General features: G+C 53.6%; 21 protein-coding genes, 1 tRNA gene and 1 riboswitch. Of the genes, 13 read left to right on the plus strand and 9 right to left on the minus strand.

What is annotated here, in order from left to right:
* Positions 1-153: 153 nt before the first annotated feature.
* The 6 genes from cobI to NE637_RS09870 all read right to left on the minus strand — a co-directional run bounded on the left by cobI (position 154) and on the right by NE637_RS09870 (position 5,718).
* A complete protein-coding gene (cobI, locus tag NE637_RS09845) occupies positions 154-870 on the minus strand; it encodes a precorrin-2 C(20)-methyltransferase (protein ID WP_227119209.1) in 717 nt (238 codons plus the stop codon).
* Between the two features lie 39 nt (positions 871-909).
* Positions 910-1,791, minus strand: coding sequence for an ABC transporter substrate-binding protein (locus tag NE637_RS09850; protein ID WP_227119208.1), 882 nt, complete (start codon positions 1,789-1,791; stop codon positions 910-912).
* Positions 1,742-2,692 (minus strand): ABC transporter ATP-binding protein, encoded by a 951-nt coding sequence (locus NE637_RS09855; RefSeq protein ID WP_227119207.1) that lies wholly within the window; start codon positions 2,690-2,692, stop codon positions 1,742-1,744. The genes NE637_RS09850 and NE637_RS09855 overlap by 50 nt, the downstream gene beginning before the upstream one ends.
* On the minus strand, positions 2,692-3,792 hold the full coding sequence (locus tag NE637_RS09860; protein WP_227119206.1) for a FecCD family ABC transporter permease: 1,101 nt from the start codon (positions 3,790-3,792) through the stop codon (positions 2,692-2,694). The genes NE637_RS09855 and NE637_RS09860 overlap by 1 nt, the downstream gene beginning before the upstream one ends.
* 219 nt (positions 3,793-4,011) lie before the next feature.
* Positions 4,012-4,190, minus strand: a riboswitch (cobalamin riboswitch).
* Positions 4,191-4,216: 26 nt separating this feature from the next.
* Positions 4,217-4,972 (minus strand): purine nucleoside phosphorylase YfiH/LACC1 family protein, encoded by a 756-nt coding sequence (locus tag NE637_RS09865; protein WP_192113856.1) that lies wholly within the window; start codon positions 4,970-4,972, stop codon positions 4,217-4,219.
* Positions 4,963-5,718: a 5-formyltetrahydrofolate cyclo-ligase gene (locus NE637_RS09870; protein ID WP_227119205.1), complete on the minus strand. Its 756-nt coding sequence runs from the start codon at positions 5,716-5,718 to the stop codon at positions 4,963-4,965. The genes NE637_RS09865 and NE637_RS09870 overlap by 10 nt, the downstream gene beginning before the upstream one ends.
* A 39-nt stretch (positions 5,719-5,757) precedes the next feature.
* Between NE637_RS09870 and NE637_RS09875 the strand changes: the two genes are divergently transcribed.
* The 4 genes from NE637_RS09875 to NE637_RS09890 all read left to right on the plus strand — a co-directional run bounded on the left by NE637_RS09875 (position 5,758) and on the right by NE637_RS09890 (position 10,517).
* A complete protein-coding gene (locus NE637_RS09875; RefSeq protein WP_192113854.1) occupies positions 5,758-6,444 on the plus strand; it encodes a metallophosphoesterase in 687 nt (228 codons plus the stop codon).
* 340 nt (positions 6,445-6,784) lie between these two features.
* Positions 6,785-9,676, plus strand: a complete 2,892-nt coding sequence (locus tag NE637_RS09880; RefSeq protein WP_227119204.1) for an Rne/Rng family ribonuclease — start codon at positions 6,785-6,787, stop codon at positions 9,674-9,676.
* Complete coding sequence (locus tag NE637_RS09885; RefSeq protein WP_227119203.1) at positions 9,649-10,371, plus strand: epoxyqueuosine reductase QueH; 723 nt, start codon at positions 9,649-9,651, stop codon at positions 10,369-10,371. The genes NE637_RS09880 and NE637_RS09885 overlap by 28 nt, the downstream gene beginning before the upstream one ends.
* A gap of 70 nt (positions 10,372-10,441) precedes the next feature.
* A tRNA-Asn gene (locus tag NE637_RS09890) sits at positions 10,442-10,517 on the plus strand.
* Between the two features lie 234 nt (positions 10,518-10,751).
* Here the strand turns inward: NE637_RS09890 and NE637_RS09895 are convergent.
* Positions 10,752-12,122 carry a hypothetical protein gene (locus tag NE637_RS09895; RefSeq protein ID WP_256267700.1) on the minus strand — a complete coding sequence of 457 codons (1,371 nt, stop codon included), beginning with the start codon at positions 12,120-12,122 and terminating at the stop codon, positions 10,752-10,754.
* 169 nt (positions 12,123-12,291) lie between these two features.
* On the opposite strand from NE637_RS09895, the gene NE637_RS09900 reads away from it, so the two are divergent.
* The 6 genes from NE637_RS09900 to NE637_RS09925 all read left to right on the plus strand — a co-directional run bounded on the left by NE637_RS09900 (position 12,292) and on the right by NE637_RS09925 (position 19,482).
* Positions 12,292-12,504 carry a helix-turn-helix transcriptional regulator gene (locus tag NE637_RS09900; RefSeq protein ID WP_256267701.1) on the plus strand — a complete coding sequence of 71 codons (213 nt, stop codon included), beginning with the start codon at positions 12,292-12,294 and terminating at the stop codon, positions 12,502-12,504.
* A gap of 261 nt (positions 12,505-12,765) precedes the next feature.
* A complete protein-coding gene (locus tag NE637_RS09905) occupies positions 12,766-12,996 on the plus strand; it encodes a hypothetical protein (RefSeq protein ID WP_256267702.1) in 231 nt (76 codons plus the stop codon).
* A 58-nt stretch (positions 12,997-13,054) separates the two neighbouring features.
* Positions 13,055-15,505 carry an AAA family ATPase gene (locus tag NE637_RS09910; RefSeq protein ID WP_256267703.1) on the plus strand — a complete coding sequence of 817 codons (2,451 nt, stop codon included), beginning with the start codon at positions 13,055-13,057 and terminating at the stop codon, positions 15,503-15,505.
* 700 nt (positions 15,506-16,205) lie between these two features.
* Complete coding sequence (locus NE637_RS09915) at positions 16,206-17,066, plus strand: YagK/YfjJ domain-containing protein (RefSeq protein WP_256267704.1); 861 nt, start codon at positions 16,206-16,208, stop codon at positions 17,064-17,066.
* Between the two features lie 110 nt (positions 17,067-17,176).
* The gene (locus NE637_RS09920; protein WP_256267705.1) at positions 17,177-17,455 is read left to right on the plus strand and encodes a hypothetical protein; all 279 of its coding nucleotides are present in this window, start codon (positions 17,177-17,179) and stop codon (positions 17,453-17,455) included.
* Between the two features lie 422 nt (positions 17,456-17,877).
* Complete coding sequence (locus tag NE637_RS09925; protein WP_256267706.1) at positions 17,878-19,482, plus strand: sensor domain-containing protein; 1,605 nt, start codon at positions 17,878-17,880, stop codon at positions 19,480-19,482.
* 622 nt (positions 19,483-20,104) lie between these two features.
* Here the strand turns inward: NE637_RS09925 and NE637_RS09930 are convergent.
* Together NE637_RS09930 and NE637_RS09935 are read right to left on the minus strand one after the other, a co-directional pair.
* Positions 20,105-21,349 carry an MBL fold metallo-hydrolase gene (locus NE637_RS09930; protein ID WP_256267707.1) on the minus strand — a complete coding sequence of 415 codons (1,245 nt, stop codon included), beginning with the start codon at positions 21,347-21,349 and terminating at the stop codon, positions 20,105-20,107.
* Positions 21,346-22,299, minus strand: a complete 954-nt coding sequence (locus NE637_RS09935) for a hypothetical protein (protein ID WP_256267708.1) — start codon at positions 22,297-22,299, stop codon at positions 21,346-21,348. The genes NE637_RS09930 and NE637_RS09935 overlap by 4 nt, the downstream gene beginning before the upstream one ends.
* Positions 22,300-22,912: 613 nt before the next feature.
* Here NE637_RS09935 and NE637_RS09940 point away from each other — a divergent pair.
* From NE637_RS09940 to NE637_RS09950, 3 genes are all read left to right on the plus strand, one after another.
* Positions 22,913-23,185: a type II toxin-antitoxin system Phd/YefM family antitoxin gene (locus NE637_RS09940; RefSeq protein WP_256267709.1), complete on the plus strand. Its 273-nt coding sequence runs from the start codon at positions 22,913-22,915 to the stop codon at positions 23,183-23,185.
* 787 nt (positions 23,186-23,972) lie between these two features.
* On the plus strand, positions 23,973-24,587 hold the full coding sequence (locus NE637_RS09945; protein ID WP_256267710.1) for a DUF1819 family protein: 615 nt from the start codon (positions 23,973-23,975) through the stop codon (positions 24,585-24,587).
* A gap of 17 nt (positions 24,588-24,604) precedes the next feature.
* Complete coding sequence (locus NE637_RS09950; protein ID WP_256267711.1) at positions 24,605-25,195, plus strand: DUF1788 domain-containing protein; 591 nt, start codon at positions 24,605-24,607, stop codon at positions 25,193-25,195.
* The last annotated feature ends 5 nt before the right edge of the window (positions 25,196-25,200 follow it).

Consider the following 25,200-nt stretch of genomic DNA (forward strand, 5'->3'; position numbering starts at 1 on the left):
GTACTCAAGTACGTGAGCATCAAAATCCCGGCGCTGACGCATTCAGGGCGTAAAAGTCGGGTTTGCGTAAATCAGCCTGACAGGCTCACCCACCCCGCCACCAAACTCTTCCCGCCTTTTCTTACCCTCCCAGCCCTTCCCTGTGCCGCAGGGCTACACCTGCGGCTTACGGCTTAAAATCAACGACATATAGGGCGGTGTCTCGCCCGCTGCACAAGCTCCGCCAAGTCCCTGACAGACCTTCTCCGCAGGCTGCTCCACATGACTCGCCAGCACGCACGACTCCAGCCTGTTGGTTGCGCCCAAGGCTTCCGCAATGGCGGGCAAATTTCGATAGGCCTTGAGAATAACAGCCGTATCACTCTGCTGGAGGGAATCCTCCAGACTCTCCCGGCTGTTGATGCCCGGTATGATGCGCAGGGTCTCGCCGTTTTCGCACAAAACGGTGCGGGTGCGGGCAGCTGCCGCCTGAAAAGACGTGATGCCGGGAATAACCTCCACCGCCAGATGCGGCGCGCATTCGCCAAGGGTACGCATGAGATAGCCAAACGTGCTGTACACCAGCGGATCGCCAATGGTCAGAAAGGCGGCGCTCTGGCCGCATTCCAGCACGTCCTTGGTAGTTTGAGCAGCTACGCGCCATGCCTCGCGCAGCATGGAGCGGTCGCGCGTCATGGGAAATTCCAGCCGCAATACGCGCACATCAGCCCGCAGGTGCGGACGCGCCGTGTCCAGCGCCGCAGAAAAGTCATTGCGGGGCGAGGCTGCCGCAAGGATAACATCCACCTCGCCCAACACCCTGACTGCCCGCAGGGTCAAAAGATCGGGCGCGCCAGGGCCGACGCCCACGCCGTAGAGAATTCCGTTCATTACCTGCTCTCTTTACAATACTCTGAAATATTTATGGGATTAGCGGTGCAGCCAGTTTTCCAGCTCTTCCGCCGCATCCAGGGCGCGAGGGCCGGGGCGGGCAAACCGCTCTTCGTCAACTATTAGTACGCGGCCAGCGCGCTGAGCGCGCAAATCCCTGTAATGATCGCGCTCGGCCAGAGGCGTTGGTTCAGGATTCATGGGACCTTTCTGAATAATGTACGCATCCGGGTCTGCCGCAATCAGGGATTCCTCGCTGTAGCGCACCAGTTTTTTACCGTCGCTCACCACGTTTTCGCCCCCCGCAAGGGCCAGTATCTCGCTACTGATGCCACCGCGTCCGGCAGCCAGCAGATTGGGATAACGCACCTCGTAAAAGACGCGCGCCACGGGCTTGCCAGCATTGCGGCTGCGCAATGCCTGCACACGGCTCTTCCAGCCGTTTACGATGGTTTGGGCCTTATCCTCGCGCCCGGCAAGCCGCCCCAGAATTTCCGTCACCTCAAACAGCCGCTCAAAGGAATTTACTTCAAATGTCAGTACGTTCAGCCCCAAAGAACGCAGATTCTCGGTCTGGGTCTGGGCTTCGCTGCGGCCTTCAAGCTGCAAGACCACATCCGGCTGCTGCGCCAGCACAAGCTCGGCATTGGGGCGCATGTGCGTGCCAATGGCAGGCAGGGCCGCAAGCTCCGGCAGATTGCCGTCGGCAGCGGTGCGCGCCACCAGCAGGTCGCCAGCGCCCAGAGCCAGAAAAATCTCGTTAAACGCACCGTACAGGGCGATCACCCTTTTGACGGGTTGGGCAAAGGTTACTGTTGCGCCCGTGTCGTCCGTGATGACAATAGGGACGGAATCACGGCGTTCGCTGTTTTCAGAGTTGGCCGCCTGCGCTCCTGCCGGGAACATAACCAGACGGAGCATCAGGCTCAGCAGCATCAGCAGCATCAGCAGCATCAGCAGGGGCAGCCGGGCTAGCAGTTTTTTCCCCGCTCCACGGGCCTTTTGCGCTGGCAAGCAGGGCCTGAGGCAGTCCCCACCGGGGGTGGGGCAACACGCAGATGGGTATGTTGTAGAGCGCACCAAGATTCTCCTCGGTAAAAACATTTGCTACCGGCCCGTCAAAAACCAGATTTCCATCCCGCAGCCCCATGAGGCGCGTGGCATACAGAGCCGCCAGATTGCAGTCGTGCACGGCCATGAGCACGCAGGCTCCTGCGGCGCGGCGGCGCTCAAGCAGGTCGAACAGATCGACCATGCGCGCCCAGTCCAGCCCTGCGGCCAGCTCGTCCAGCAGCAGGAGCGGACTTTCCTGCGCAAGGGCGCGGGCCAGCAAAACCCGTTGCAACTCGCCGCCCGAAAGTTCTGTGAGCCTGCGGTGCGCCAGCGGCGCGGCCCCGGTTTCTTCAAGCGCCCGGTCTGCTGCGGCATAATCTTCCCGCCCATAAGCTCCAAGCCACGAAAGGTGGGCAAAACGCCCGAGCAGCACCATCTGCCGCGCGGTAAGGCCCTGCGGCAACTGCCCTCGCTGCGGCACCACGGCCACCATGCGGGCGCGCTCGCGCGGCTTCAATGTTGCCAGCGGACGGCCCTGAATCTCAATGGCGCCAGCCTGCGGCGTCAGCACCCCCGAAAGGGTGCGCAGCAGCGTTGTTTTACCGCTGCCGTTGGGGCCAAGCAGGGCGGCGCACTCCCCGGCGTGCAGGGTAAAGCCCGCGTCCCGCAGCACGCTCTGCCCGCCGTATCCGGCGCGCACCCCGGCAATACGCAGCACAGGCGGTGCAGTGCGCCCCTCATGACGAATATCTTGGTCAGGCCGCAGCATCAGCGCCTCCGCACCAGCAGGGCGAAAAATGGCCCGCCAAGCAAGGCCGTGACCACGCCCACGGGCAATTCCTGCCCGCCGGAAAGCACGCAACGGGCCAGCACATCCGCCCAGACCAGCAGCACCCCGCCGCCGAAAAAGGCCGCAGTCAGCAAGGGGCCGTGCCCCCAGCCCAGCAGCAGGCGCAGCACGTGCGGCACCACCAGCCCCACAAAGCCGATCACCCCGGCCACGGCCACGCAGCCCGCGGTCATGCAGCTTGCCCCGGCCAGCAGCCACAGGCGGGCGCGGCCCACATCAAGGCCTGTCTGGGCGGCCTGCTCATCCCCAAGGGAAAGCACGTCCAGGGCGCGCCAGCCAAAGGCCGTTGCCAGCAAGCCCGGTACAAGGGTCGCCAGCAAGAGGGGCAGGCTGCTCCAGCCCCGGCCTTGAAAAGACCCCATGATCCAGAACACGATGCTGGTTACGGATTCCTCGTTGAGGGCCTTCACAAGGGCCACCAGCGCCCCCAAAAATGCAGCTACGGCAATGCCCGCAAGAATAATGCTCTCCCGGCTGAACGCACCATCTCCGCGCCCCAGCCACAGTGCGCAGCCAAGGGCCGCCAGCGCGCCGATCAGGGCCGCAGGGGCCACCAGCCCGGCATGACTGAACCCGGCCAGCCCCGGCACGCCGCCCAACCACGGAATACTCCCCAGCATGGCCACCAGCGGCCCGCCAAGGGCTATAGCCATACTGGCCCCGCAGGCAGCCCCGGCAGAAATGCCCAGAGTAAAAGGATCAGCCAGCGGATTGCGCAACACGCCCTGCAATGCTGCCCCGGCCATAGCCAGAGCGCCGCCGCACAGGGCGGCCAGGCACACACGGGCAAGGCGGATGCTTACCACAACCCCAGTCAGGGCCGGATCATCGGGTGCGGACGCAAAGCCTGCCAATGCCGCCAAAGCGCGAAACACGCTCTGTGTGCTCAAGGGCACAGGCCCCGGCAAACAGGCCAGCGGCAGCGAAACAAGCCACACGACCACAAGACCGGTAAAAACCGGCCACAGCCTGCGGGTCTGCGGGAAGGAGGAGTGAGAAGATGCGGTCGTTCTGGTCATGCCAGCCCTCTGGCCGTAGCCTGCGGGGGCACACGCGGGCCAAAGCGTTGGCTGACCTCAGGGGTCAGACCCTTGCCCAGTGGCGGCCTGCGCCGCGCGAGCATAAAAAAAGCCTCTTCCACTCGTGGTGGAAGAGGCCCGTATTTCCTCTGTCCTGCCGGCAAAAACCCGTTGCCGTGGGGCGGCCAATGCCGCACCGTGGTGCCGTCATTCCATGACTGCGCACCTTGGGGCATGGCAGGTCTTCCGGCTTGGTTCCCCTGCTCCGGCCTTCCCGTTTCCAGTGGCGCAATATGGAGCAAGGTTAAGAACCTTACGGCGGCGGGTCCGCTCCCGTTTTTCACGGGATTCCCTTTTCAAGCCGGTCTACCCGGCTACCAATGCCGCCAACACTCTAGGCGCGGCCCTGCGGCCTGTCAATGGCTCAGGCTGCTATCCACACAAGGCTGGCCTGACGGCCCGAGCGTCTGGCGCAGCGGTAGGAAAAAAACTGCTCGTTGTTGCTGGCGGTGCAGATGTCCAGCCCGTAGATATTGCGCGGCAAAAGACCCGCGCGCTCAAGCTGGTGCCGCGTGAGGCCCCACAAATCCATGGTTTTGCTGCTGGCGTCAAACCAGGGCAGGTAGGGGTCGCCCCACTCCTTGTCAAAATTGACAAATTCCGCCTTGCCCGGCCCGAGGCTGGGGCCGCGCACTGCCAGCAGATCGCGCGGTTCAAGACCATAACGCTCGCAGAAGCGGGCTACGCCCGTGATGGGGAAATCGCAGCGGTTGCCCCGCCAGCCCGCATGCATGGCGGCGATATACGCGCCGCTTTTGTGGGCAATAAGGATGGGCTGGCAGTCTGCCGTTTTAATAAGCAGACCAAGGCCGGGACGCGCTGTGGCCATGCCGTCGCCTTCCGCCGTGACGGGCGTTTCGCAGGCCACGGCCTCCGGCTCAAAAACAAAACCGTCGCCGTGCACCTGCATCAGTTCGGCCCAGGCGGTCATGCCTTGCGGGCGCAGGCCTTCCAGCAGGCTGCGGCGGTTGGCAATGACGTGTTCGGGGTTATCCTGCACGGTAAAAGCAATGTTGCCGCCGCCAAACTCGCCAAGGCTCACGCCTCCGGCGCGGGTCTGAAAGGCGCAACGCACCTGCGGAACACCGGGGAAAACAAAGGGAATATAGCTTACAGACACAGCATACGCTCTTCAGTACATATGTAGTTGACCCGCTGGTCCCAGGGGGCCAGGGGCAGGGATTCCACAAGCTGAAATTCAAAACACAGGCCCACGCGGGGGCAGGTGAATCCTTTTTCCAGAAAGCGGTCGTAATAGCCGCCGCCATAGCCCAACCGCCCGCCAGCGAGATCAAAGGCCACGCCGGGCAGGAGCGCAAGATCGGGGGCAAGTGGGTGTGCTTCCCCCGCGCCGCTGCCGCCCGCTGCTTCCGGCCCGAAACCGGGCAGGGAATCGTGCGGTTCAAGCAGGCCGAGAGGGCCGGGCCGCAACTGATCCGGGCCGCTGCAGGCCACAAAATCCATAAATCCCGGTTCGCTGCGCCGCACACGCGGCAGCCACACAAGCACACCGGCCTGCCACGCTGCGCGCAGCAGGGCCTGCGTGCCAAGCTCGCCCCTGACGCCCACATAGAGGGCCACGGAGCGGGCATTCTTCCACAGGGCGGATTCCATCAGCCTGCTCTGCGCCGCCTCGCTGCGGATTTCGGCCAACTGGGGCGACTGCTCCGCCCGCAGACGGCGCATAACTTTACGCACATCGTTTCTGGCCTGAGCCGTAGCATCGGACAACTCGCCAGAAAGATTGCCCGCCAAACTCGTTGGCGGAGCATCCGGCTGATTCACTGACTGGCTGGGCGGCACAGGCGCGGGGGGCGTGGCATTGGAGGGCAAGCGGCTCTTTCCTTGTGGTGCAATGTGTGGCATTCTCAACACCTGCGCCACTGTAACAAAGGAAGCAATACCATGCCAAGCGCCGACTCTCAGGATTTTCTCTGGATCGCCGTGGGCGACATCCACGACGAGCCTGAACGTTTTGCCCAGATACCGGAACTCTCGCAGGCTGACGGCATTATCGTTACCGGCGACCTGACCATCACCGGCGGCGTCAAGCAGGCAGAGCTGGTCATGAACGCCCTGTGCGTCCACGACATCCCCGTGCTGGCCCAGATCGGCAACATGGACAGGCCTGAAGTCGACCAGTGGCTGAGCGAAAAAGGCTGGAACCTCCACGCCGTCACCCGTGAGCTTACGCCCGAAATCGCCATTTTTGGAGTTGGGGCCTCCACATTTACGCCTTTTGGCACGCCGAGCGAATTTCCGGAATCCGCATTCTCCGCGTGGCTTGAAACCTGCTGGCAAAAAGCCCGCCACTATCCGCACAGCGTGCTTGTTTCGCACAATCCGCCCAAGGATACCGCCTGCGACATGATCCCCGGCGGCATTCATGTAGGCTCCACTGCCGTGCGCGAATTTCTGGAAGAAGCCCAGCCGGACATATGCCTGTGCGGGCATATCCACGAATCGCGCGCCATGGACCGCGTGGGACGCACCCTTGTGGTCAACCCCGGCATGCTGGCGCAGGGCGGCTACGTGCTGCTGCGCTCCAATTCGGGCCAGCTCTCCGCCGAACTCAAGATGCTTGAAGACTGATTTTCGCCTGCCGCATCTGCCGGAACGCATTGCAAGGATGCACTTCGGCGGATGCGGCCCTTGCCCCAGCTCCGCGCCCGCCTCAACAATTTTTCTTCTGCCTCCGCAGCATGTTATAATGACATGATGCAGCCTTGCCTCCCGCATTTTCCCGCCCCGCCCCTGCCCGCTTGCATATTTTCAAAAAAAACGTACTCTCCAAAAAGCGGATTAGCATGCTGCCGCCTTCGCGCGCCTTGTTGGCGCTGCGGCGGAGCAAATACGGCACATTCCCGTAAGTGCATGGCATGCTGGCTGAAATTTTCGCGGAGGCTCAGCGCCCCGCAGCAAAAGGATTTTCATGACCATAGACCAAGACACCCCCGTGGCCGCTTCACAGCCAGCCACGGATGCATCGTCGCAGGAAGTTTCCAAACCCAAACGTTCAACCACAACACGCATCAAAGCCAAACCAGCCTCTGGCAAAACAGCTTCCGGCAAGGCTGCGTCCAAATCCTCCGAGTCAACGCCCGCCAAGGATTCTTCTGATTCTAAAGGCGCTTCCGATTCCAAGGCCGCCCAGGCCGAATCAGCTTCATCCAAGACCACGGCAGCAAAAGCCGCCGCCACTGCCAAGGCCGCAGGCCGCAGCGCGGGCAAAACAGCAAAGACGACTACCGCCAGGGCCAAAAAATCGGCCGACGCCTCCAAAGAAATTTCTGGCAGCACGGCAGATGCCGTAGCGCCCAAGTCAGCTGCGACCCCTGCTGCTGAGGCCCCAAAAACTGCTGGCAAGGCTGCTGGCAAAACGGCAAGCAAATCTTCTGCCAAAACCCCTGCCAAGGCTGCGGGCAAGACTGCTGGCAAAGCCGCAACGCCCCGCAAGGGCAAGGCCGCAGAAGCCAACGCGCCGGAATCCACTGCCACGGCCAAAGCTTCCGAAGCGTCTGAGGGTTCCAGGCAGGAAGCCACACAGCAAAAATCTGCCGCTCCCCAAAAGCCTGCCTCAAAGGCTCCCAAAGGTCGGCCCGCAAAAGCAGCGGCAAAAAGCACGGCTCAGGCAACTGCGCAGACCATTGACGCAACGCCTGCAGACACAGCCCCCAAGGCCGCGAGCCTCGCAGCAGACAAACCCGCGGTTTCTGCGGCTCTCACGAGCCCGGCCCCTGTGGCACAAGCCCATGTAAAAGCGGCTGAGCCGAGCGCAAATCTGGCGTCGGAACAAATTTCAGACAAGCCCGCAGACGCAACGCCGCGCCAGAACGCCCCCGCATCGGAACGTGGGCAAAGCCCCAGACAGGCTGCTGACCAAAACGCGAGCCAAAACACAAGCCGGGCCGCAAGCCAGCCCACGGACAAGGCCGCCGATACACCTGCCGTCCAGGCGGAACAGGGTGCAGAACAGGCCGCTGAAAGCGGTTCTGCCCAGGCATCTGGCGAGGCCGCTGCCGGGGATGGCCCGCGCCGCAAGAACAGGCGTGGACGTCGTGGCGGGCGTGGCCGCAACCGCAAAAAAGAGCTGAACGGGCAGGATGGCGCGCAAACCGCCGAGGACCAGGCCAGCATGGCCCCCCTCGACGATGATGACGCTCTTGATCTGGTCGATGATGCACCAGAACAGGCCAGCCGTGCGCAGAATACGCGCCCCCAGAACGCCCCCAGGCAAAGCAAGCCCGCCAAACAGGCCAAGCCTCAGCAGCAGCAACAACAGCAGAACAAGCCTGAAAACGGCAAGCCTGCCGAAAACAGCAAATCCGCTGAGGGCAACAAGCCCGCCAATGCTGGCAAGGCTCCTGCCGAAGCCCCCAAGGGCAAGCGGCGCATGTTCATCAGCGTGCTGCCCGGCGAACAGGTAGAAGTAGCCCTGGCTGAAGACGGCCAGTTGCTGGAATACTATCTGGACATGCTGCACCAGCGCAAAATCAAGGGCAATATTTACAAGGGTGTCATCCACAACATCGACACCAACCTTCAGGCCGCCTTTGTCAGCTACGGCGCGGGCAAGAACGGATTCCTCCAGATTGACGAGGTGCATCCCGAATACTGGCTGGCCCACCACGAACCCTCCAAGGGCAAGAAGTTTCCGCCCATCCAGAAGGTGCTGAAAGCCGGTCAGGAAGTGCTGGTGCAGGTGGTCAAAGAACCCACCGGCAGCAAGGGCGCGTTTTTGACCACATGGCTTTCCCTTGCCGGGCGCTTCCTTGTGCTTACGCCGGGGCAGGATCAGATCGGCGTTTCCCGCAAGGTGGATGACGACGACGAGCGTTCGCGCCTGCGTGAAATGATGAACGGCATTGACCCCGGTCAGGGGCTTGGCGTCATTGTGCGCACTGTCAGCGCCGGAACCACCAAGACGACGCTCAAGAATGATTTGCAGTATCTCAAGCGTGTCTGGCGCGATATCCGCAAAAAGGCCACCGAGGTTTCCGCCCCGACCCTTATCTATCAGGAGCCGGGCCTTTCAGAGCGTGCCGTGCGCGACTATCTGACCGAGGACGTGTGCGAAATCTGGGTTGATAATGACGAAGTGGCGCAGAGCGTGCGCGACACGGTGAACCTGCTGTTCCCTCGCCGCAAGGATCTTGTGCGGGTGCACACAGACATGCGCACGCCCATGTGGGAGCGCTTTAATCTGCGCCGCCAGCTGGAGCAGATTTATTCGCGCGAGGTGCTGCTGCCCTCTGGCGGACGCTTGGTGTTTGACCAGACAGAAGCCCTCATGGCCATCGATATCAACTCGGGCAAAATTTCCGGCAAGGGCAACTTTGAGGCCATGGCTCACAAAACCAATATGGAAGCTGCGGAAGCCATTGCACGCCACCTCAAGCTGCGCGACATCGGCGGCCAGGTGGTTATCGACTTCATTGAAATGCGCGACAAAAAACATGTGCTTGAAGTGGAAAAAACCCTGCGCACAGCCATGAAGAACGACCGTGCCCGGCACGATGTTGCCCGCATGAGTTCCTTTGGCCTGCTGGAACTGGTGCGCCAGCGCACTGGCTCCTCGGCTTTGGCTATCTCGCTGGAGCCTTGCCCCGCCTGCGGCGGCACAGGCATGCGCCGCAATATTGAATGGCAGGCATTGCAGGCCCTGCGCGAACTGCGCCGCATGGTCAGCGCTGAACCCAAGGAAAAATGCGTATACCCGGCAAGCCCGGAACTGGCCCTCTATCTGCTGAACCACAAGCGCGACACCCTGCGCGAGATTGAGCAGGATTATGGTAAATGTCTGGAAATAATGGTTCGTCCTTAGAATACGGCATGGCAGCCGGGGAGCAAACCCCGGCTGCTTTTTCTGCACAGCACTCCCCCGCTGACTCCGCACCCGCAGGCTCTGCTCTGGCAGGCTCCATTGATGCTGCACCCGCAAATCCCTTGCCCGCCAACAGCCTGCTACTGCATGTCTGCTGCGGCCCGTGCGCCGTCATGCCCATCACGCGCCTGCTGGACGAAGGCTTTGCCGTAACCGCATGGTTCATGAATCCCAACATTCAGCCGCTGGCAGAATATCTGCGCCGCCGCGAGGCCGCCGGACAATGCGCCGAACGTCTGGGCGTGCCAATCATTTACGCCGATGAAACCTGGGACATCACCAACTGGCTGCGCGCTGTGGCGGGGCGCGACACGCCGCCCGCCCGTTGCGCCTATTGCTGCGAAAGCCGCATGCAGGCAGCGTTTGCCTTTGCGCGGCAGCAGGGCTTTGCCTGGGTGAGCAGCAGCCTGCTCTACTCGCGCTATCAGCCCCACGAGGTCATCAAGGCCGCAGGTGAGCAACTGGCGGCTCAGGAGGGCGCGCCGGGCTTTGCCTATCGCGACTTTCGCGCGGACTGGCAGGAAGGCATCGACCGCTCAAAGGCCATGGAGCTCTACCGCCAGCCCTACTGCGGCTGCGTTTACAGCGAGGCGGAGCGCTACCAGAAAAAACTTTTGCGGTGCATCAAGGGTTGAGCAAAAAAATTTTGCAATTTTCGCTTGACCTTGCCCCTGATTTTCCGTAAACACTTCCTTGCCTGAACGATCCCCGATAGCTCAATTGGCAGAGCGGGTGACTGTTAATCACTAGGTTGGCGGTTCAAGTCCGTCTCGGGGAGCCAAAAGAAATCAAGCCCTTACAGCTAATCACTGTGAGGGCTTTTTTCGTTGGGCTACCACCGGGCTACCACCACTGAAAAAGGGGTCGACACCAAAGACAGGGCAAGCCCTTTCCGGGGGCAGCATTTCCAACAGATTTCTAAACAATTCTACCGCTATTCGAGCACTACAAGCGTGCTGGAGGTGGAGGGATTGTCCCTCCCCCTAAAAAATCTTCCTGCATATCAAGACGAACGTTATTCTCCTGCATAAAACGTTGCTAGCTGTTCGAGCATGTCTTTTACAATTGACTCCTTATCTATGCACTTGTTATTCCCCTTACCTTTCCATACTTTGGCTGCAATAAAAGGAATTTTATTATCCCCAGCTATCTTCTTAAAGCCCATTAGATTTCGGCTTACAAAAGTTTCGCTATTACCTTTGTCTTTACTATGGTCCCACACTTCTGGATCTATCTCTGCCCATGTAAGGCCTTCAACCGCCAACATATACGCTTTCACTATCTTTAGATTCTCTTCATTGTCCTTATAAATTTCCTTCAATTCTTTACAACGATCTAGCATGTACTGTTTGGGGTCATCAGAGATGGATTTTTTCGCTACGTCATATTCGAGGACGGTACAAATCTCATTTTCATCAAACATCAGCCTCTCTAGGTAACTGAAAAATTCTTTCCGAACTTCTTCTTCATCTTCAAAAAAATGGAAACGCTTTTTGTATTCATCAAAATCAAAAATAAAAAAGTCCATCTCATGACTTAGTGGCTTTGAATACGACAAGTCTTCCTTGTTAAAATAATCAATAGCGCATTGGTGTAAATAAACACGATGGTATTCGCAGTCACGCAAATAGGAATCTTTTCTCTTTAGTTTGTATTCATCAACAACTTGTTTACATGTTCTATTTATAAATGGATCAATTTTTTCAACTTGTATTACATTACTGTCATATCGAGACAACACAAACTTATTGTTTCCAAAGCTGTCTTGCTCTTTTTCTATACACAACGTTGTTGCACAATTCTTTATGCATCCATTACCGTGCCCATTCAATTCAAGATATTCAAGATAGATCTCACCCTCCTCTTCCTTCACCTCAAAAAATACCTGCCCATTTCCATATAGCCTGACAACCTCACTACCGATGCCAGCAGGACGAGAGAGAGGATTAACCGTCAGGTTGTTGTAATAAATTACATACTCACTATCACAAAACTTAATCTGCATTTCCCTGATATTTTGCAGCCGTTGAGTTGTATTTTCTATTGAAGCCTTAAGAATTGCTTCCATAAATTTATTTTTATGGCGCGTACTGTTTTCCTGCTTACCGGAATAAGTAAGTTTTTTATCAACATATACACTAAAATCTTCAGTTGCCTTTTTACTGATTGCAATGATGCCAGTGGTCTTGTGTGGCGTTATAGTAAAGATTGTATTTCCAAAATACTTAAATTTTGTGTTGCACTGGCTCGAAGCCAAAATCTGATGCCAATTTTCAAAGCGGTAGGCTGCCAACCTCCCGGCGTGGCAAAGTTCTGCCAGCTTCAGCAGCGGAATGCTTAATTTTTCGCAAACCTGCCTCCCCGATAGACGTTTTGAAAGCCCCATCTCACTAGCTCCAAGCTGATGGTAAGTTCACTGCAAGCGATATTTCGCACAACACGCCGCAATAACACAATAAATTATTTAGACACCTCTTCAAATGAAAGTAAAATGACAGTGCTTTAACAAGCACCGGATGCTACTATGCAAGCAACATTGAAAGGAGGTGATGAAAATGTCTGTGGCAAATGTCCAATTAAGGCCAAATCAGTGGCTTACTGAAAAACAGGTTGAAGCCCTCACTGGCATAAGCAGATCGACTCTTCAGAAGCAACGGTTCAAAGGAACAGGTTTTCCATATGTAAAAATTGGCGCTCGTCTTGTCCGCTATTCCGAGGCAGAAGTCGTCAACTACATGCAATCGCGTCAGATCGCCCCCGATGCTTAGAACGTAGCGGCTCTCCCTCCCATCGGCAAGGGTCGGAATGAGAGTAAATTAAATAACACAGGCTAGAAGTCAAAAGAATTAAGCCCAAACTCTCTGCCAATTGAATAGACAACCTTGGAAAGGACGGCGAGCCAATGTCGCGTCGTTCCCGTGGTTATCAATAAGACTTCGGCTCTTGACAGACTTGCCACTCACTTTTTGCGGAAACGCCACCCCATAACCACCCCAGTAAAATTGGGAGTGCTATTTTGGAAAACTCAGATGTCAAATATGAAACCTACCGCACCGCTTAGCAAGAACATTGCTAGTGATCAAAGCTATGATACGAAAATGATGAACTCCGAGATGCGTGATGCGCTTTCCGAGTTTAAAGAAGAAGTACACAGCATATTGCAGCTTCCCCCTGAAGATATGGCTAAAATCGACCATATCGAATGTCGGCTGGACTGGAAGCCTGTGTTGACCACCCGCCTTTACCCCAAAAAATCCTAGATGATGAATGCCAGGAGAAGCAGGGTGACACCTGTTTCTCCTGGCACTGGAGGAAACAATGGCTTTTGATTATAGAGAGATGGTCAAGGAGGCGACTGAAACAGGCCAACCAGTCACCAGAGTTCGCCAGCTCGTTTGTCATGACAATATTCCTGCCTCGGTTGCCGGAAAAACTATTGATACCACGGCAACGGTTGTGCCTTCACACGACCATTCACAAAAACCTCCTTTTGACGTGCTTGACTATGCTAGGCGATGGAAGCTGCCGCCTTCCCATACCCTGCACACTGTTTCTGCAAACAAAAAAGACCATCCTTTCGAGATAACCCCGAAAAAGGTGGCTGAGATCGTACAGCAATTGGATCGCTCCGGCATTCCTGCATGCATGATGGACAGCCAGCAGGCTGCCTTCTATGTATCGCTGGTCGGCTACGAGTTTACTTCCCTGAACGGCTGGACGAAAATCAGAATCATCCGTGCCGTTGGCGGCAATGATGCTGATGCCAAGTTTTGGCAGTCTCATTCACGCTTGGAAGATTTCTTGCCGTGGGTCGTGAAAAAGCTGAATCGTGGCCCTGTAATTTCAGCCTTGGTTCTGGGAAAACTGATGTGTCTGAAGCCGGAATTTTGTTATAGCGCATTTCCTGAAGCCACCCAGCAGAGGGCTCAGTACTCGAAGGAAGCTCAAGTTGAGGATGCAACCCCGAAGGGCATCGTTGTGGGTGCCATCAACTTCAAACGTCTACATATGGACATTCAGCGGGATCTAGACGACTCCATAATGCAGGCGGTGTGCCATTACTCTGATGGTAAAAATGACATATTTGCTCTCGCAGTCCGCGTTACTGGCGAGCAGGGCAAAGATTCACTAAAGATTGGCATGAAAGCCTCCGTTGCGCATCTGCTGTCACGTGATATGATTGTTCGCCACCCCAAAGCCTCCGTGCTCATCTGCGTGGACATCAAAGTGGCTATTTCTTTTCGGGATGCAGCGCGTGAGGGACATGTTTTTGAACGAACTGGTGTGATTGTGTCGGGCTTTGCCGGTGGAGAAGAAACCCCAAAAGGCCTTCTGCTCAGTGATGTGGCTGGGCATTCCGTAACCATCGTATCCACTCCTGGGCAAAAAGGCTGGGATGGGGTTGACCTGCTGATCAAACGCTGCCTTGAGAATGGTGCTACTGACGTGAATGTTTATCCATGGCCCATAGTGCAAGGGGGTGTTCCGGATATTTCCTCATATAAGCCGGAAATGCAGGATAACGTGCTTGCCAAGACGACTAACCTTGACACGCTGGAATTGCCTTCACAACTGGTTGCCCGCATCAGGCGCGAGGCCATTCCGATTGAAGATATGGCATCATGGAAAAAGAACGTGCTGCTCCTTGAAAAAGCCCCTATATGCATAGAAGGAGAACAATCCTGCCAGACGGATTTTGAAATTGTCACGTTCGAGATGCTGCCCGATGTCGTTCCTAGAGAGGATGACGTCCCTGTGGCCGTGAGGCAAATGTTTACTCCGCAGTATACCACCTTGATTTGGGGGGCTTCAAATGCGGGAAAAAGCTGGCTGGGTATTGAACTGGCAACATCTTTGACCACGGGAACACCCTACCTCTATTTTACAGCCTCTGCTCCTTGTACGCTGTGCTATCTTGATGGCGAGGTCGGCTCTGACTTTAAGCCTAGGGTAAATCAGCTTCTGCAGGGGCGTGAAGAATTTCTTCCTCTTCTGAACAAAAACCTCTTTGTGATTTCTGCCAAGGGTGGGCTTAATATTCTTGACGGAGAAACGCAGAAAATCCTCATAGGCAAGCTGCAAAAATCTGGGGTCAAATGCATAGTCATCGACAATCTGCTTTCCCTCGCCCCGACAGCTTCAAAAAGTAATTCCACCCCGTTCTTTGATTTTATCCACAGGATAGAAAAGCTTGGTATTGGCGTCATTGTGCTGCACCATGCCGGTAAAACAGGCAAAGATTTCAAGGGGCCTGTAGATCTTGCCAGCCTGTGCCAGAATGTCATTCACCTTGAAGGCCGTGATCAGCTTGAAAAGGAAATAAGTAAAGACGATGAAGGCAATGATGAACCGTTAAGTCAGGATCTGACCGAGGCCCTTGAAGGCGATGGTCCTGTGGTACGAATGACCATTGAAAAATGCAAAATTGCCCCGGAGCTTGAACGCCGGAAGATGGTGTACAAACTGCCTGTTGGCGGAATCTGGGAATTTGTTGAAGGGGAGATGCCCACACCTACCAGAAAGAGTTCAGATTCTCCTATCGTTGAAGGTACACCAAAAAATTTCCCCGTTGATTCTACACCGTTGCCACCTGATGCCCAGAAGTTGCTTGATACCATGAATAAAGGCCAATCCTACAGCCGGAGCGATCTTGAAAAGATCACTGGGTTCACGACAAAAAAAACTCTCAATGTGCTGAAATCTCTGTTGGAAATCAACCGTGTTTCCCAAAAGGGAGAAGGCAAAAGCACCTATTACTTCAAATCATGACCATGTTATGGCGGCAGTAGTTTTGAGAAGTCGTTGGTGTCATAGCCGCATATACAACGAAAGTGCCTTCCATATGGGAGGCACTTTTGTTCTGTTGTGCCGGTTCAGGCCCAGTTGCGTTTCCAATGCTGTCCATGTCCATGTCATTTACTTTGCCATGTCCATGCCTTTTGCGCGCCTTTTTTGAGTACGATGCGTGTCCACAAACTGCGCCTTTTCAATATGTCGATAAATATCAACTTGATAAGCTAGTCAGATTTGCCTGAAAAACCATTACTGACAGAAAAGGCATAGCGGATAGTGAGTGGAGAAATTGGAGAGGTAGCCCTATATTAGTGGTCAGTCAGATGTGCCCCTCGTTTTGTTCTCGAAAAATTTCCCTCAGTGATCTGCACAAAACGATACCACCTACAACAAAGGCCAGGAAGCTATGCTCCATAGCATGGTTGCAATTGCACACTTTGTCGCAGTCACAACTTTGTCGCAATTTTGCACGCAAGTAAATTCAGCGCATTTCATGCGAAATCATCTTTGATAACTACGGTTATGCGCAAAAATAGACCCCGGTTATTGGTAGTAAGAAAGAATATAGATAATAGACCAATACTGTTCAATAGCATAGGCACAAGGCAATGACATGTAAAATAATACAACGACTGTAATACACATGAATACACTAAACTCACGGAGATAAATCAACATGCGCAGCAAGATAATCAAAGATACAAAGTACAGAGGTTATTCCCTTTTTGAATCAGAAAAGACTAAAGATGGCTTCTACAAGACAACAATCGACCAATTGATTGATATGGCAGAACGCATGGCAGCTAAACATTCTAAGGTGCTTGCAATCAGAATTGACGTCCATAGCCCTCAAGGCTCAGACACCTATTTGACTAGCAGAGATATTACAAGAATCATTGAAAACACGAAGAGAAACATCAATAATCGGCACAAGCATGGAAAGAATGTTCCCGATATTCAATCTATCTGGACCCAGGAACAAACGTGTATGTCTGAGCACCCTCACTATCACCTTCAAATTTCGTGCAATGGTAATGCCATCAAGAATGGCTACGGCATTTTCCATGAGTTAAACAACCAAGTCAGTAGGCACCTTAAAACTGACGACGGTAAGAACAATCAGGGCCTCGTCCACTATTGCGAAAGCAACAAGGGTGCTGGCTTGTTCATAGACCGCAATTCCCCTGACTTCGAAAGCCAGCGGGATGAGGCCGTTCGCATGGGCAGTTATATTGCGAAGTGTTCAGGCAAAGAATCTCTTCCTAAAGGTAGCCGGGTTTCGTCCTCTTCGTTGAAAGGCCTGGGCTCGCGCAACTTGCAGCAAAACAACGTCGGTGTAGCTTCCCCTCCGCAAGAAACAGAAACAGCAGAACATTTCATCGACGACCGGTTTCGTAATGATCACCACCGTCAGCACGACATCTCCAATGTACCTTCGTCTGCTCCAGTTTCAAAAAGCACTGACGACGAAAGTGCGATTGAAGAGATGCTTAAACGCGATTGGGAGCTTTACCGGGACAGTGACCGCGATGCTTGAGCCAACTCGTTACATAGCGGCAAAGGGCTATATTTTCAGCGCTGCCGTACTAATACTATGCATTCCTTCCGCTACCATTATCGGCCCACAGCACATCGCAAGAGGTACCCATGCAACAAAAATCCCCACACATCGATTCAGTATTTACCCAAGGCTTCGTTACGGAAGACTTTTTCAAAGCTCTTGAACGCGAGCTGCCCCCTATGGTCTCGCGGGCTGAAGCATCACGTGCCACTGGCGGGCTTATCTCTGCCAAAACGCTCAGCAACAACGACGCCCTTCATATCGGTCCATGTGGAAAGATACGGGTTGGTTCCAAGGTTGGCTATACACGTGAATCGTTTATCGCCTATCTGCGAAGCAAACTGAAAACATACACGCTGCAATAGCCCCCAGAGGGGTATCGCCATACAGCGATACCCCTCTGCTAAACAAGCTTAATGCACATACGGAAAGGATTCGACAATAAGCAGCCTTAACAGACCTATTCAAACCGATGAGAAAGGCGCTGGATATGTTGAAAGAGCATCTGCTGCGCATCCTGCGCAGATGAGAGTCCATATTGCCGAACGCCAAGCTCGGAGGGCTCAATAGCCTTTTCCAGGCCGCCCGTTCACTAGCCAGGGGCATCGCAACGTAAAAGCATTTATCCCTCTATCTATCTGATCGGCGCTTCCATCAAGGAGCTACTAGTCACATAAGAAATACATAGTCAATGTCGAAGCCACAGACTTTTTGTTTCCCCATTGTGTTTTGCACATAAATGGTGTAAACTAAAGCCTTCATAGATGAAATATTTGCGAGGTCAGTCATGTATCACCACATGTTGCACATTTTTCTGCACTGTACTGATGCATTGCTTGAGTCCTCGTTGCGTCGTGCCAGCGCGCATCCCGGCTTTACTCACGTCATAACAGCCGCCTGCGAATCCAAATGCGGGCAGGACGCGACGGCCTTGCCCAACCTCGCTGAGGCCGACATCGTGCTGCTTGATGGGACAGCTCTTGCACAGTTGCCTGCCATGCGCAAAGCCGCAAAAAGCGGTGCGCAGTTTATTCTTGTGGATGACGGGGCAAGGGAGCCGACAGTAGAACTATTGTCCCTGCTTGATCATCTCTGGCCTGTATCAGCCAGTGCCAGTCGGTATGACTTCTACGTGGCGCGGCTGCTGGATGCCGTACGGCAGCGCAGAGAGCACGAACTCACCACCCAGCACTTTGAAACAATCATAAACCTGACTAGCGACCTTGTATGGGTCAAGGACGCCAAGGGCTCACACGTCAAGGTGAACAAGGCTTTTTGCCGCCTTGTGGGCAAAAGCCGTCAGCTTGTTGAGGGACGCGGCCACTATTTTATCTGGGATCTTGAGCCGGAAGAATACGCTCAGGGCGAATTTGTCTGTCTTGAAACAGACCAGATTGTTATGAATTCGGGCGAGCCGGGCGAGTTTGACGAGGTGATCAAGGCCCCACAGGGAATGCGCCAGTTCAAAACTCGCAAGGCACCGCTCTTCAATGCAGATGGCAGTATCATGGGAACCGTGGGCATTGCCCATGATGTGACAGACCTTGCAAACATGACGGCAGAGCTTGATCTTGTACTGCAAAGCATTCCGTATCCGGTCATGATTCTTGACTCAAACAAGCATATCGTCAATTTCAACGATCGGTTCAAAAAACTCTTTGGCATTGGCTCCACCGACTACATTGCTGGTGAGTCGCGCGATGTTCTGCGTCAGCGCGCAGTGGAACGCCTGGGGTTTTCCCGCAACGGCAGGCATGTGGTCATGCGCTCAGTCGTAGACGGTCTCGAAAAGCACATTGATATGTACGAAAGCGAGATTTTAGATATTTTTAAAAATGTTATAGGTATGATCTGCATTTATCGCGATGTGACCCGGCAGCTACAGATTGAACGACGCCTTACGCTGCGGGCAAATACGGACGACCTCACTGAACTTTTCAACCGTCACTATTTTTTCAGGAGCATTCCGGCCACGCTGTCTGCAGGCGCGGGGTTGGCCTATATTGATCTGGATAACTTCAAGCACGTTAACGATAAATTTGGCCATCATGCGGGCGACAAGGCCCTGATCCTTACGGCCCAGATCTTGCGAAAACACCTACGCGACGCGGTGATCGCGCGCTTGGGCGGCGATGAATTTGCGGCCTTTTTTCCCGAGTCATGTTCCAAGGCTCTTTTGCGCAATTGCGCCGAGGAACTTCTGGTCGCCATGGACGAAGCGTTTGACGGCCACGAGGCCTTTGCCGGACTTTCGGCCAGCATTGGCATCACGCTGGCAGAGCAGCCGGGCCTTGCGCGCGATGACCTGGTGCGACAGGGCGATGTGGCCATGTATGAGGCAAAACGTCTTGGTAAAAGGCGCTACTGTGTATACTCCGCAAGTCTTGAATAAACTGGCAGACCCGGCCCCATCGGCAGACGTATCTGTCATAAATGGGGCAGGCCATGCGTTTTCCAGCATTCGAGCTTGAAGTCTTTTTGGGCAGGTACGAGTCCCCCCCTACCTGCTCGCCCAGTCAGATTGCGAGGCCATGAGCATTAACGCTTTTTTGCGTTTCGAACCTGACTCAGCCTCAGCGCATCACGATTTTTTGAATACCAGCCTCGGATACGGCGAAAACAACGGCAGGCCAGATCTTCGGTGTGCCCTGCCGACCTGTACACCGGCATGGCCGATGAAAACTCCCCCAACAGGCATGCCTTTTAATGAGGGGCGCAGTATTATTTGACAATGAGCAGTCCTAACAAACCACACAAAGCATCCCCTCAATTGTTATCCTACGTGTTCAGCCTGGCTGTGCAGTATGGTGTTGACGCAGAAGCATTATCGTCGATGCATTTCAGCAAAGACATGGCTGATCTGTCTGAGATCGAAGCAGGTGCCCTTATTGAAATAATCAAGAGCGACGATGTGACCTACAGTGCAGAAGAACCCCTTGCTGAATGCCATTGGTAGATGTCTAACGAAATAGGAAATTCTCATGCTGCAGGAAAATGGGGGGGATGGTCAGCCGTCAAATTGAGAATTCTTGCCCATCATCTAGCTTGGCAATGTTAGGGAAGCCATCCATACCCGGTATCCAGGCTGTCCCATGCACGGGTAACAACACTTTGGCGTTCATCTTCTGCGCGAATTCTTTAAGGTCCGCAGTTGAGGCATGACCGCTGGTGTGCAAATGGGTGGAAGGCGTACCAAAACCATCAAACCATGCCTTAACTCCTTGCCCTGGTGCTTTTTCAAGATACCCGCCCCACATGGACCACACCCAGGCATCGTTAGCATCCGGGATCACGCCTTTGCGCTCGTAATCGCCTAAAAGCGAATGTCGTGTCATGACAATCCATTGCCCAGGCGTCTCAACAAGCCTTTGGGCGGACATGCCATACTTGACCATACGTTTCGTCACATCTTCACGCCCTTTTCGCCGATAGAATTCAGACAGTCTGCTGGTGATAACTACCTTGAGGTTTGGCCATCCAGGCTGGGGGATTTTTGCATGCTCGCCAAGCATTTCGAGTACTTCTGCTGTGTAGAGATCGACTACAAGCGTGCGGCCTGTCTTCTTGCAAGCACGATAGAGCGAGACGGTTCGGTCAAGATTTTGCGCGGACCATGCAACGAACACTCTACCCGTGGTTTTTTGAAAAAGGTCAACGAACTGCTCCTCAAGGGCTGATTCACTTATGCAGGGCTTATCACTACCGAGGTTTGTCCCCTCCATGATGAGCGCATCAAGTTTCTTTGGGGGTAACGACATCATACGCTCAACCAGCACCTTCTTGCGACCGTGCGCTCGAAAATCTCCAGAGTAGAGGATCTTCTTTCCAGCTATTTCGACCTGAATCATGTAGGCATCGAACGCGGAATGGTCTGTCAGCATAGGCGTTATACGAAACGGCCCAGCCTGAAATGGGCTACCGCTGAGCCATGGCGAGATCGAGCGGGTGATTGGTTCGTGTATGATCTCAGAGGTCAGTTTGATGAGCTTAGCAGCGGCTTTTCCAGAAAAGACCGGCCACGAGGTTGGCAGCTGTTGGAGAAGTCCATAGTGATCTTGATGCGGATGAGAGAGCAGAACCCCTTCAACAGGTTTCGAAAGATCAAGGCTGGCTGGGAGCTGTGGCTCTAAACCTTCTGGTACGTCCAAGGGCCTGCCAGCATCGAGAATAAGGCGAGCCCCATCTCCATTGGTGATCTCGATGCAATTGCCACCAATCTCTGAAGCCGCACGATGAATGGTTATGCGAACGTCGCTCATGCGATGTTCTCAGGTAGGCGACGCTGATGGGCGTCAGATACTTCAAAATAGATGGGGTCGATTCCGTGCTGCTTGAGCTTTGCTTCGTGCGTAGACCAATTCGCTCGTTCACCATTTGCGGAGTCATTCAAGATGACCAGGTGCAAGCCCGGATGGATGGTGAGATCTGATGTCCCTTTCGCAGCACGGGTGACAGCTTCCGGTAGAACAACACCGGGGTGACCGCATCGTTCCGCCATGCCCTTGAACTGCACTAGGAGCTTACAAGTTTCGCAGTATGCGGTTTTGACATGTTCACGATGGGTCTGCACATTGAGAAAGTCTTTATAGCTCTGTATTTGCCGTAGAACTTTAGGTTCAGTTTCAGAGACGAGACGAGCGTCGCTCAAGAGTTTTGCTTCCCAGCAGGTAATACGAGCCTCACAAGATTTGTGCGTTAGTGTAACAAAATCCATCCGCAGGGCTGAGGTACGCTCTCCCCATGCTGTCAAAGCCATTTCAACATCAATAACGGATTCATTGGCCGCCACAATTTCATCTACAAAACGCTTTTCATTGTGTGTGTATTGGGAAGCTCGGTCTATCCATTCATGCATAGTGCGCACCCCATTATAAGGCAGTACCATGTCACTGTGTGGTAGGGAAATCTGATTTCCTACCAATTTTGCATGATCTTGGACCGGTTGTCCCTCGGCCACATATTTTACATGGGTTTCTATGCGTGGAACTCCACCGTGGCCGAAGCACACTTTGGCGATCGACTGTCCATGGAAGTAAAAATTCAAATAGCCGTCGCGAATGGCTAGGCGAAGGCCATCCTTTCCGCAGGGCTGGCCGCTGGGACGCCAGAGTGAAAGTAAATCTTTCCACCAGTTTTCACCGGCATCGTTCGCCATTGCATGGAGAGCCTTTAACCCTGCAGTGGAGATGCGTCTTTTGAAAATGCTCATCTTTGTTCCCCTCTATCCTTATGCAAGTGCACTGGTTGCATGAGATCAAGTTCGTTGCAGGTTAAAAGCGCTGTTCAATCCCCCCCACCGCTACTAGCGTCGACAATCTCAAGCCAAACAGTGGGTTGGGTTCATATTCAGCCAAGACCCTAACCTCCGAAGTGATCCATCCACTCGAAAGCGTATCCCGATCACTTTCGCGCAGAGGCCGGAGGCACTCCACAATCCGTTGGTGATCAGTGTGAAGCTCCCTCAAGCCTGAAAGCCTAGGTAGATGCCGAAGAAATCACCCGTGAGTATGTATGCGCTTTCATTGCATACCCTACCCGAGGCTCGAAGTACAAGCTCTGAGCAGCCGCGATGCAGTATGCCGTAGGTGGAATTCTGCAGCGGCCACATTCCCGAGTCAGGCATAGCAGCCAGCTGGATAATTGAGATATGTAGCAGAGAGGGCCGGGGAAATCCCCGGCCCTCTCTATTCTGGCAGGCTACTTTCTGATGAACAAGGACAAGCCTTCACTGATTGGCAAGCAAAATCCAGAGCACGGTACCGCGAAGCCAACTTGACCAATAGAACCAAATTCAGCACTTATTTGGCTAAAGGAGCGTGAATATGCAACGCAGCACAGCAGTACGCCCAATTAGTGCGGTCAAGGCGCACCTTGCAGAAATTATTCGCACTTTCAAAGAAAAAGCTGCGCCGCCCGTTGTAATCACCCAGAATGGCGAGGCTAAGGCCGTGCTGGGCATTCATGAATCAGAGCGCATGCAGGAAACGCTTGCCATGCTCAAAGCTCTCAGCCTTTCCGGCAAGAGCTTTGAGGCGGGCAAGGGACGCCCCGCTCGAGAAGTTTTCACAAACCTACGGGGCATGGCTGAACGATAATTCTTTCCGCTGGAACGCCCTATCGGCAAGCCTTGCTCTGCCTCTAGGGCGAGCAAGACTTGTTATACCAACACCTGTACCGAGGCCAATGCCGGACAGGATTATCCTGACACTTTCTGACAAGTTAAGCGGGACATCTGTTTTCTGGCCAGCCGCTGCATGACAGTACCCCCCGAACTTGAATTAGTAATCATCGCCCGCTATCTTGAAAGACATGTCCAACCAGAGACGCATTATCTATAAAGCACTTGAGGCCGTTGTGCATGCTCATTGAGTGCTCGACTTCCGACGGGGTGTTGCTGGATGATTTACACAAACAATGCTGCGAGTTAACGTTTTGCTATTGGCTTTAGCCCCGTAGTTTGCGTTTAACAAAGAGTTGCGCCATGATAAGGAGACTCTAGTGCCCAATACTTATGATTTTAGTGCCAGAATAGTTTCGAAAAAGTATGTCTTCGTGTAGTTTAATGGGGATCTCTGACTTACAAGTGGTGAATGCTGTGGGTCAGGTCAAGTCCATCTGCTTTCTTTTTTACTTCTGGCGAGCTATGAACTACTTCCAATCCTCACGAGGAGCTTCAAAACTGCCCGATATGAAAGGTTCTGTTTGCAAATCGATATTAGTAAATATATTTTTGGACAGCGGTAACACCAACGCAAACGGATCGATAAGCAAAATGCCTGATCATCGCATGGGCATCCATGAAAGTTCAAGAAAGATGATATAGACAAGTGCTTAGCTGTAAGTAGTCACATTGATCACCATATAAAATATTGTTGATAAAGAATGAACAACGACAGATACAACATGTCATTTACAGCTGGAAGCCTCTTTCACGGTGAATCTGTAAATATTGCGAAACTCTATCTTGACCATGGCGATTGGAATGTAGTTCGAGATATGGTCATCGCAGATAATTTATTACAAGCTAGAACTCTAAGCACACTCAAGCGTGTTTGCCGTGAGGTTCTTTCTCGGATACAGACGCTGAGCTATGATACTCTTGAATTTTTTGTTGAAGGTAACAGTCAAGAGCAAGGCTATCTTTTGTGGCTTGCCATTTGTCGTCGTTACAATTTCATCGCTGATTTTGCTGTAGAAGTGCTTCGGGAACGTTACATTAGTCTGAAAACTGATGTAACCTATGATGATTTTGATTCTTTCTTCAACCGGAAGTCCGAATGGCATTGTGAGCTTGATGATCTTACTCAAACAACCCGTGAAAAGCTGCGGCAAATCTTGTTCAAGATGCTTCGGCAGGCCGACCTCTTAGCGGTCAATAATACAATAAATGCAGCCATGCTTAGCCCTAGATTACTAGAATTGATCCTGCAAGGGGATCGCAGAGATCTCTTATATTTTCCGGTAAACGAATCCTATCTGCGGAGGATAGCGCGTTGACAGCAGATCTAGCCAGAATGCCTATGCAAGACAGATTTCAACATCTTTTTTCTGTGATATCTGGGCAGCGTTTTCTCAATAAACAAGGCCTCGGTAATGAGATCCCATTCTTTATCTGCCCATTTATACCTGAAGAGTCCAATGAAATGGAACGACTTCGAAACCAACTCATCAATCGCCTAGCGCAAGTAGGGGTCAGAGTCCTTGAGATCAACCTGTATGACCTTTCAATAGGCATACTCAAAGCTGAAGGTGACTTTGAATGGTTGATTCAAAATGAGTCTCGCTTGGAAAAATCCAAGCTTCAGGAAGAACTTCAAGGTATTTTGGATATCGAAACTGTTATGGTGCCCGCCATCGCAGAGAAAATTGCATCCACTGATTTTGACGTGCTTTTTCTTTCTGGAATAGGCGAGGTTTTTCCCTATATCCGATCACATAACGTTTTGAATAACTTACAGAGTACGGCGAAAGAGCAACCGACTGTCCTCTTTTTTCCAGGAGCCTATAGTCATTCCCTTGAATCTGGAGCGTCTCTCGATTTATTCGGCAGACTACGTGACGACAAGTACTACCGAGCGTTTAACATCTTTCACTGCGAAGTATAAACGAG

Origin of the sequence: Desulfovibrio desulfuricans (genome assembly GCF_024460775.1) — a bacterium.
Lineage (GTDB): Bacteria > Desulfobacterota > Desulfovibrionia > Desulfovibrionales > Desulfovibrionaceae > Desulfovibrio > Desulfovibrio desulfuricans_E.

Excerpts from the sequence above, each read along its gene's own strand:
- cobI (WP_227119209.1), bottom strand. The coding sequence starts at position 870 with ATGAACGGAATTCTCTACGGCGTGGGCGTCGGCCCTGGCGCGCCCGAT.
- NE637_RS09850 (WP_227119208.1), bottom strand. The coding sequence starts at position 1,791 with ATGCTCCGTCTGGTTATGTTCCCGGCAGGAGCGCAGGCGGCCAACTCT.
- NE637_RS09855 (WP_227119207.1), bottom strand. The coding sequence starts at position 2,692 with ATGCTGCGGCCTGACCAAGATATTCGTCATGAGGGGCGCACTGCACCG.
- NE637_RS09860 (WP_227119206.1), bottom strand. The coding sequence starts at position 3,792 with ATGACCAGAACGACCGCATCTTCTCACTCCTCCTTCCCGCAGACCCGC.
- NE637_RS09870 (WP_227119205.1), bottom strand. The coding sequence starts at position 5,718 with ATGCCACACATTGCACCACAAGGAAAGAGCCGCTTGCCCTCCAATGCC.
- NE637_RS09875 (WP_192113854.1), top strand. The coding sequence starts at position 5,758 with ATGCCAAGCGCCGACTCTCAGGATTTTCTCTGGATCGCCGTGGGCGAC.
- NE637_RS09880 (WP_227119204.1), top strand. The coding sequence starts at position 6,785 with ATGACCATAGACCAAGACACCCCCGTGGCCGCTTCACAGCCAGCCACG.
- NE637_RS09885 (WP_227119203.1), top strand. The coding sequence starts at position 9,649 with ATGTCTGGAAATAATGGTTCGTCCTTAGAATACGGCATGGCAGCCGGG.
- NE637_RS09895 (WP_256267700.1), bottom strand. The coding sequence starts at position 12,122 with ATGGGGCTTTCAAAACGTCTATCGGGGAGGCAGGTTTGCGAAAAATTA.
- NE637_RS09900 (WP_256267701.1), top strand. The coding sequence starts at position 12,292 with ATGTCTGTGGCAAATGTCCAATTAAGGCCAAATCAGTGGCTTACTGAA.
- NE637_RS09905 (WP_256267702.1), top strand. The coding sequence starts at position 12,766 with ATGTCAAATATGAAACCTACCGCACCGCTTAGCAAGAACATTGCTAGT.
- NE637_RS09910 (WP_256267703.1), top strand. The coding sequence starts at position 13,055 with ATGGCTTTTGATTATAGAGAGATGGTCAAGGAGGCGACTGAAACAGGC.
- NE637_RS09915 (WP_256267704.1), top strand. The coding sequence starts at position 16,206 with ATGCGCAGCAAGATAATCAAAGATACAAAGTACAGAGGTTATTCCCTT.
- NE637_RS09920 (WP_256267705.1), top strand. The coding sequence starts at position 17,177 with ATGCAACAAAAATCCCCACACATCGATTCAGTATTTACCCAAGGCTTC.
- NE637_RS09925 (WP_256267706.1), top strand. The coding sequence starts at position 17,878 with ATGTATCACCACATGTTGCACATTTTTCTGCACTGTACTGATGCATTG.
- NE637_RS09930 (WP_256267707.1), bottom strand. The coding sequence starts at position 21,349 with ATGAGCGACGTTCGCATAACCATTCATCGTGCGGCTTCAGAGATTGGT.
- NE637_RS09935 (WP_256267708.1), bottom strand. The coding sequence starts at position 22,299 with ATGAGCATTTTCAAAAGACGCATCTCCACTGCAGGGTTAAAGGCTCTC.
- NE637_RS09940 (WP_256267709.1), top strand. The coding sequence starts at position 22,913 with ATGCAACGCAGCACAGCAGTACGCCCAATTAGTGCGGTCAAGGCGCAC.
- NE637_RS09945 (WP_256267710.1), top strand. The coding sequence starts at position 23,973 with ATGAACAACGACAGATACAACATGTCATTTACAGCTGGAAGCCTCTTT.
- NE637_RS09950 (WP_256267711.1), top strand. The coding sequence starts at position 24,605 with ATGCCTATGCAAGACAGATTTCAACATCTTTTTTCTGTGATATCTGGG.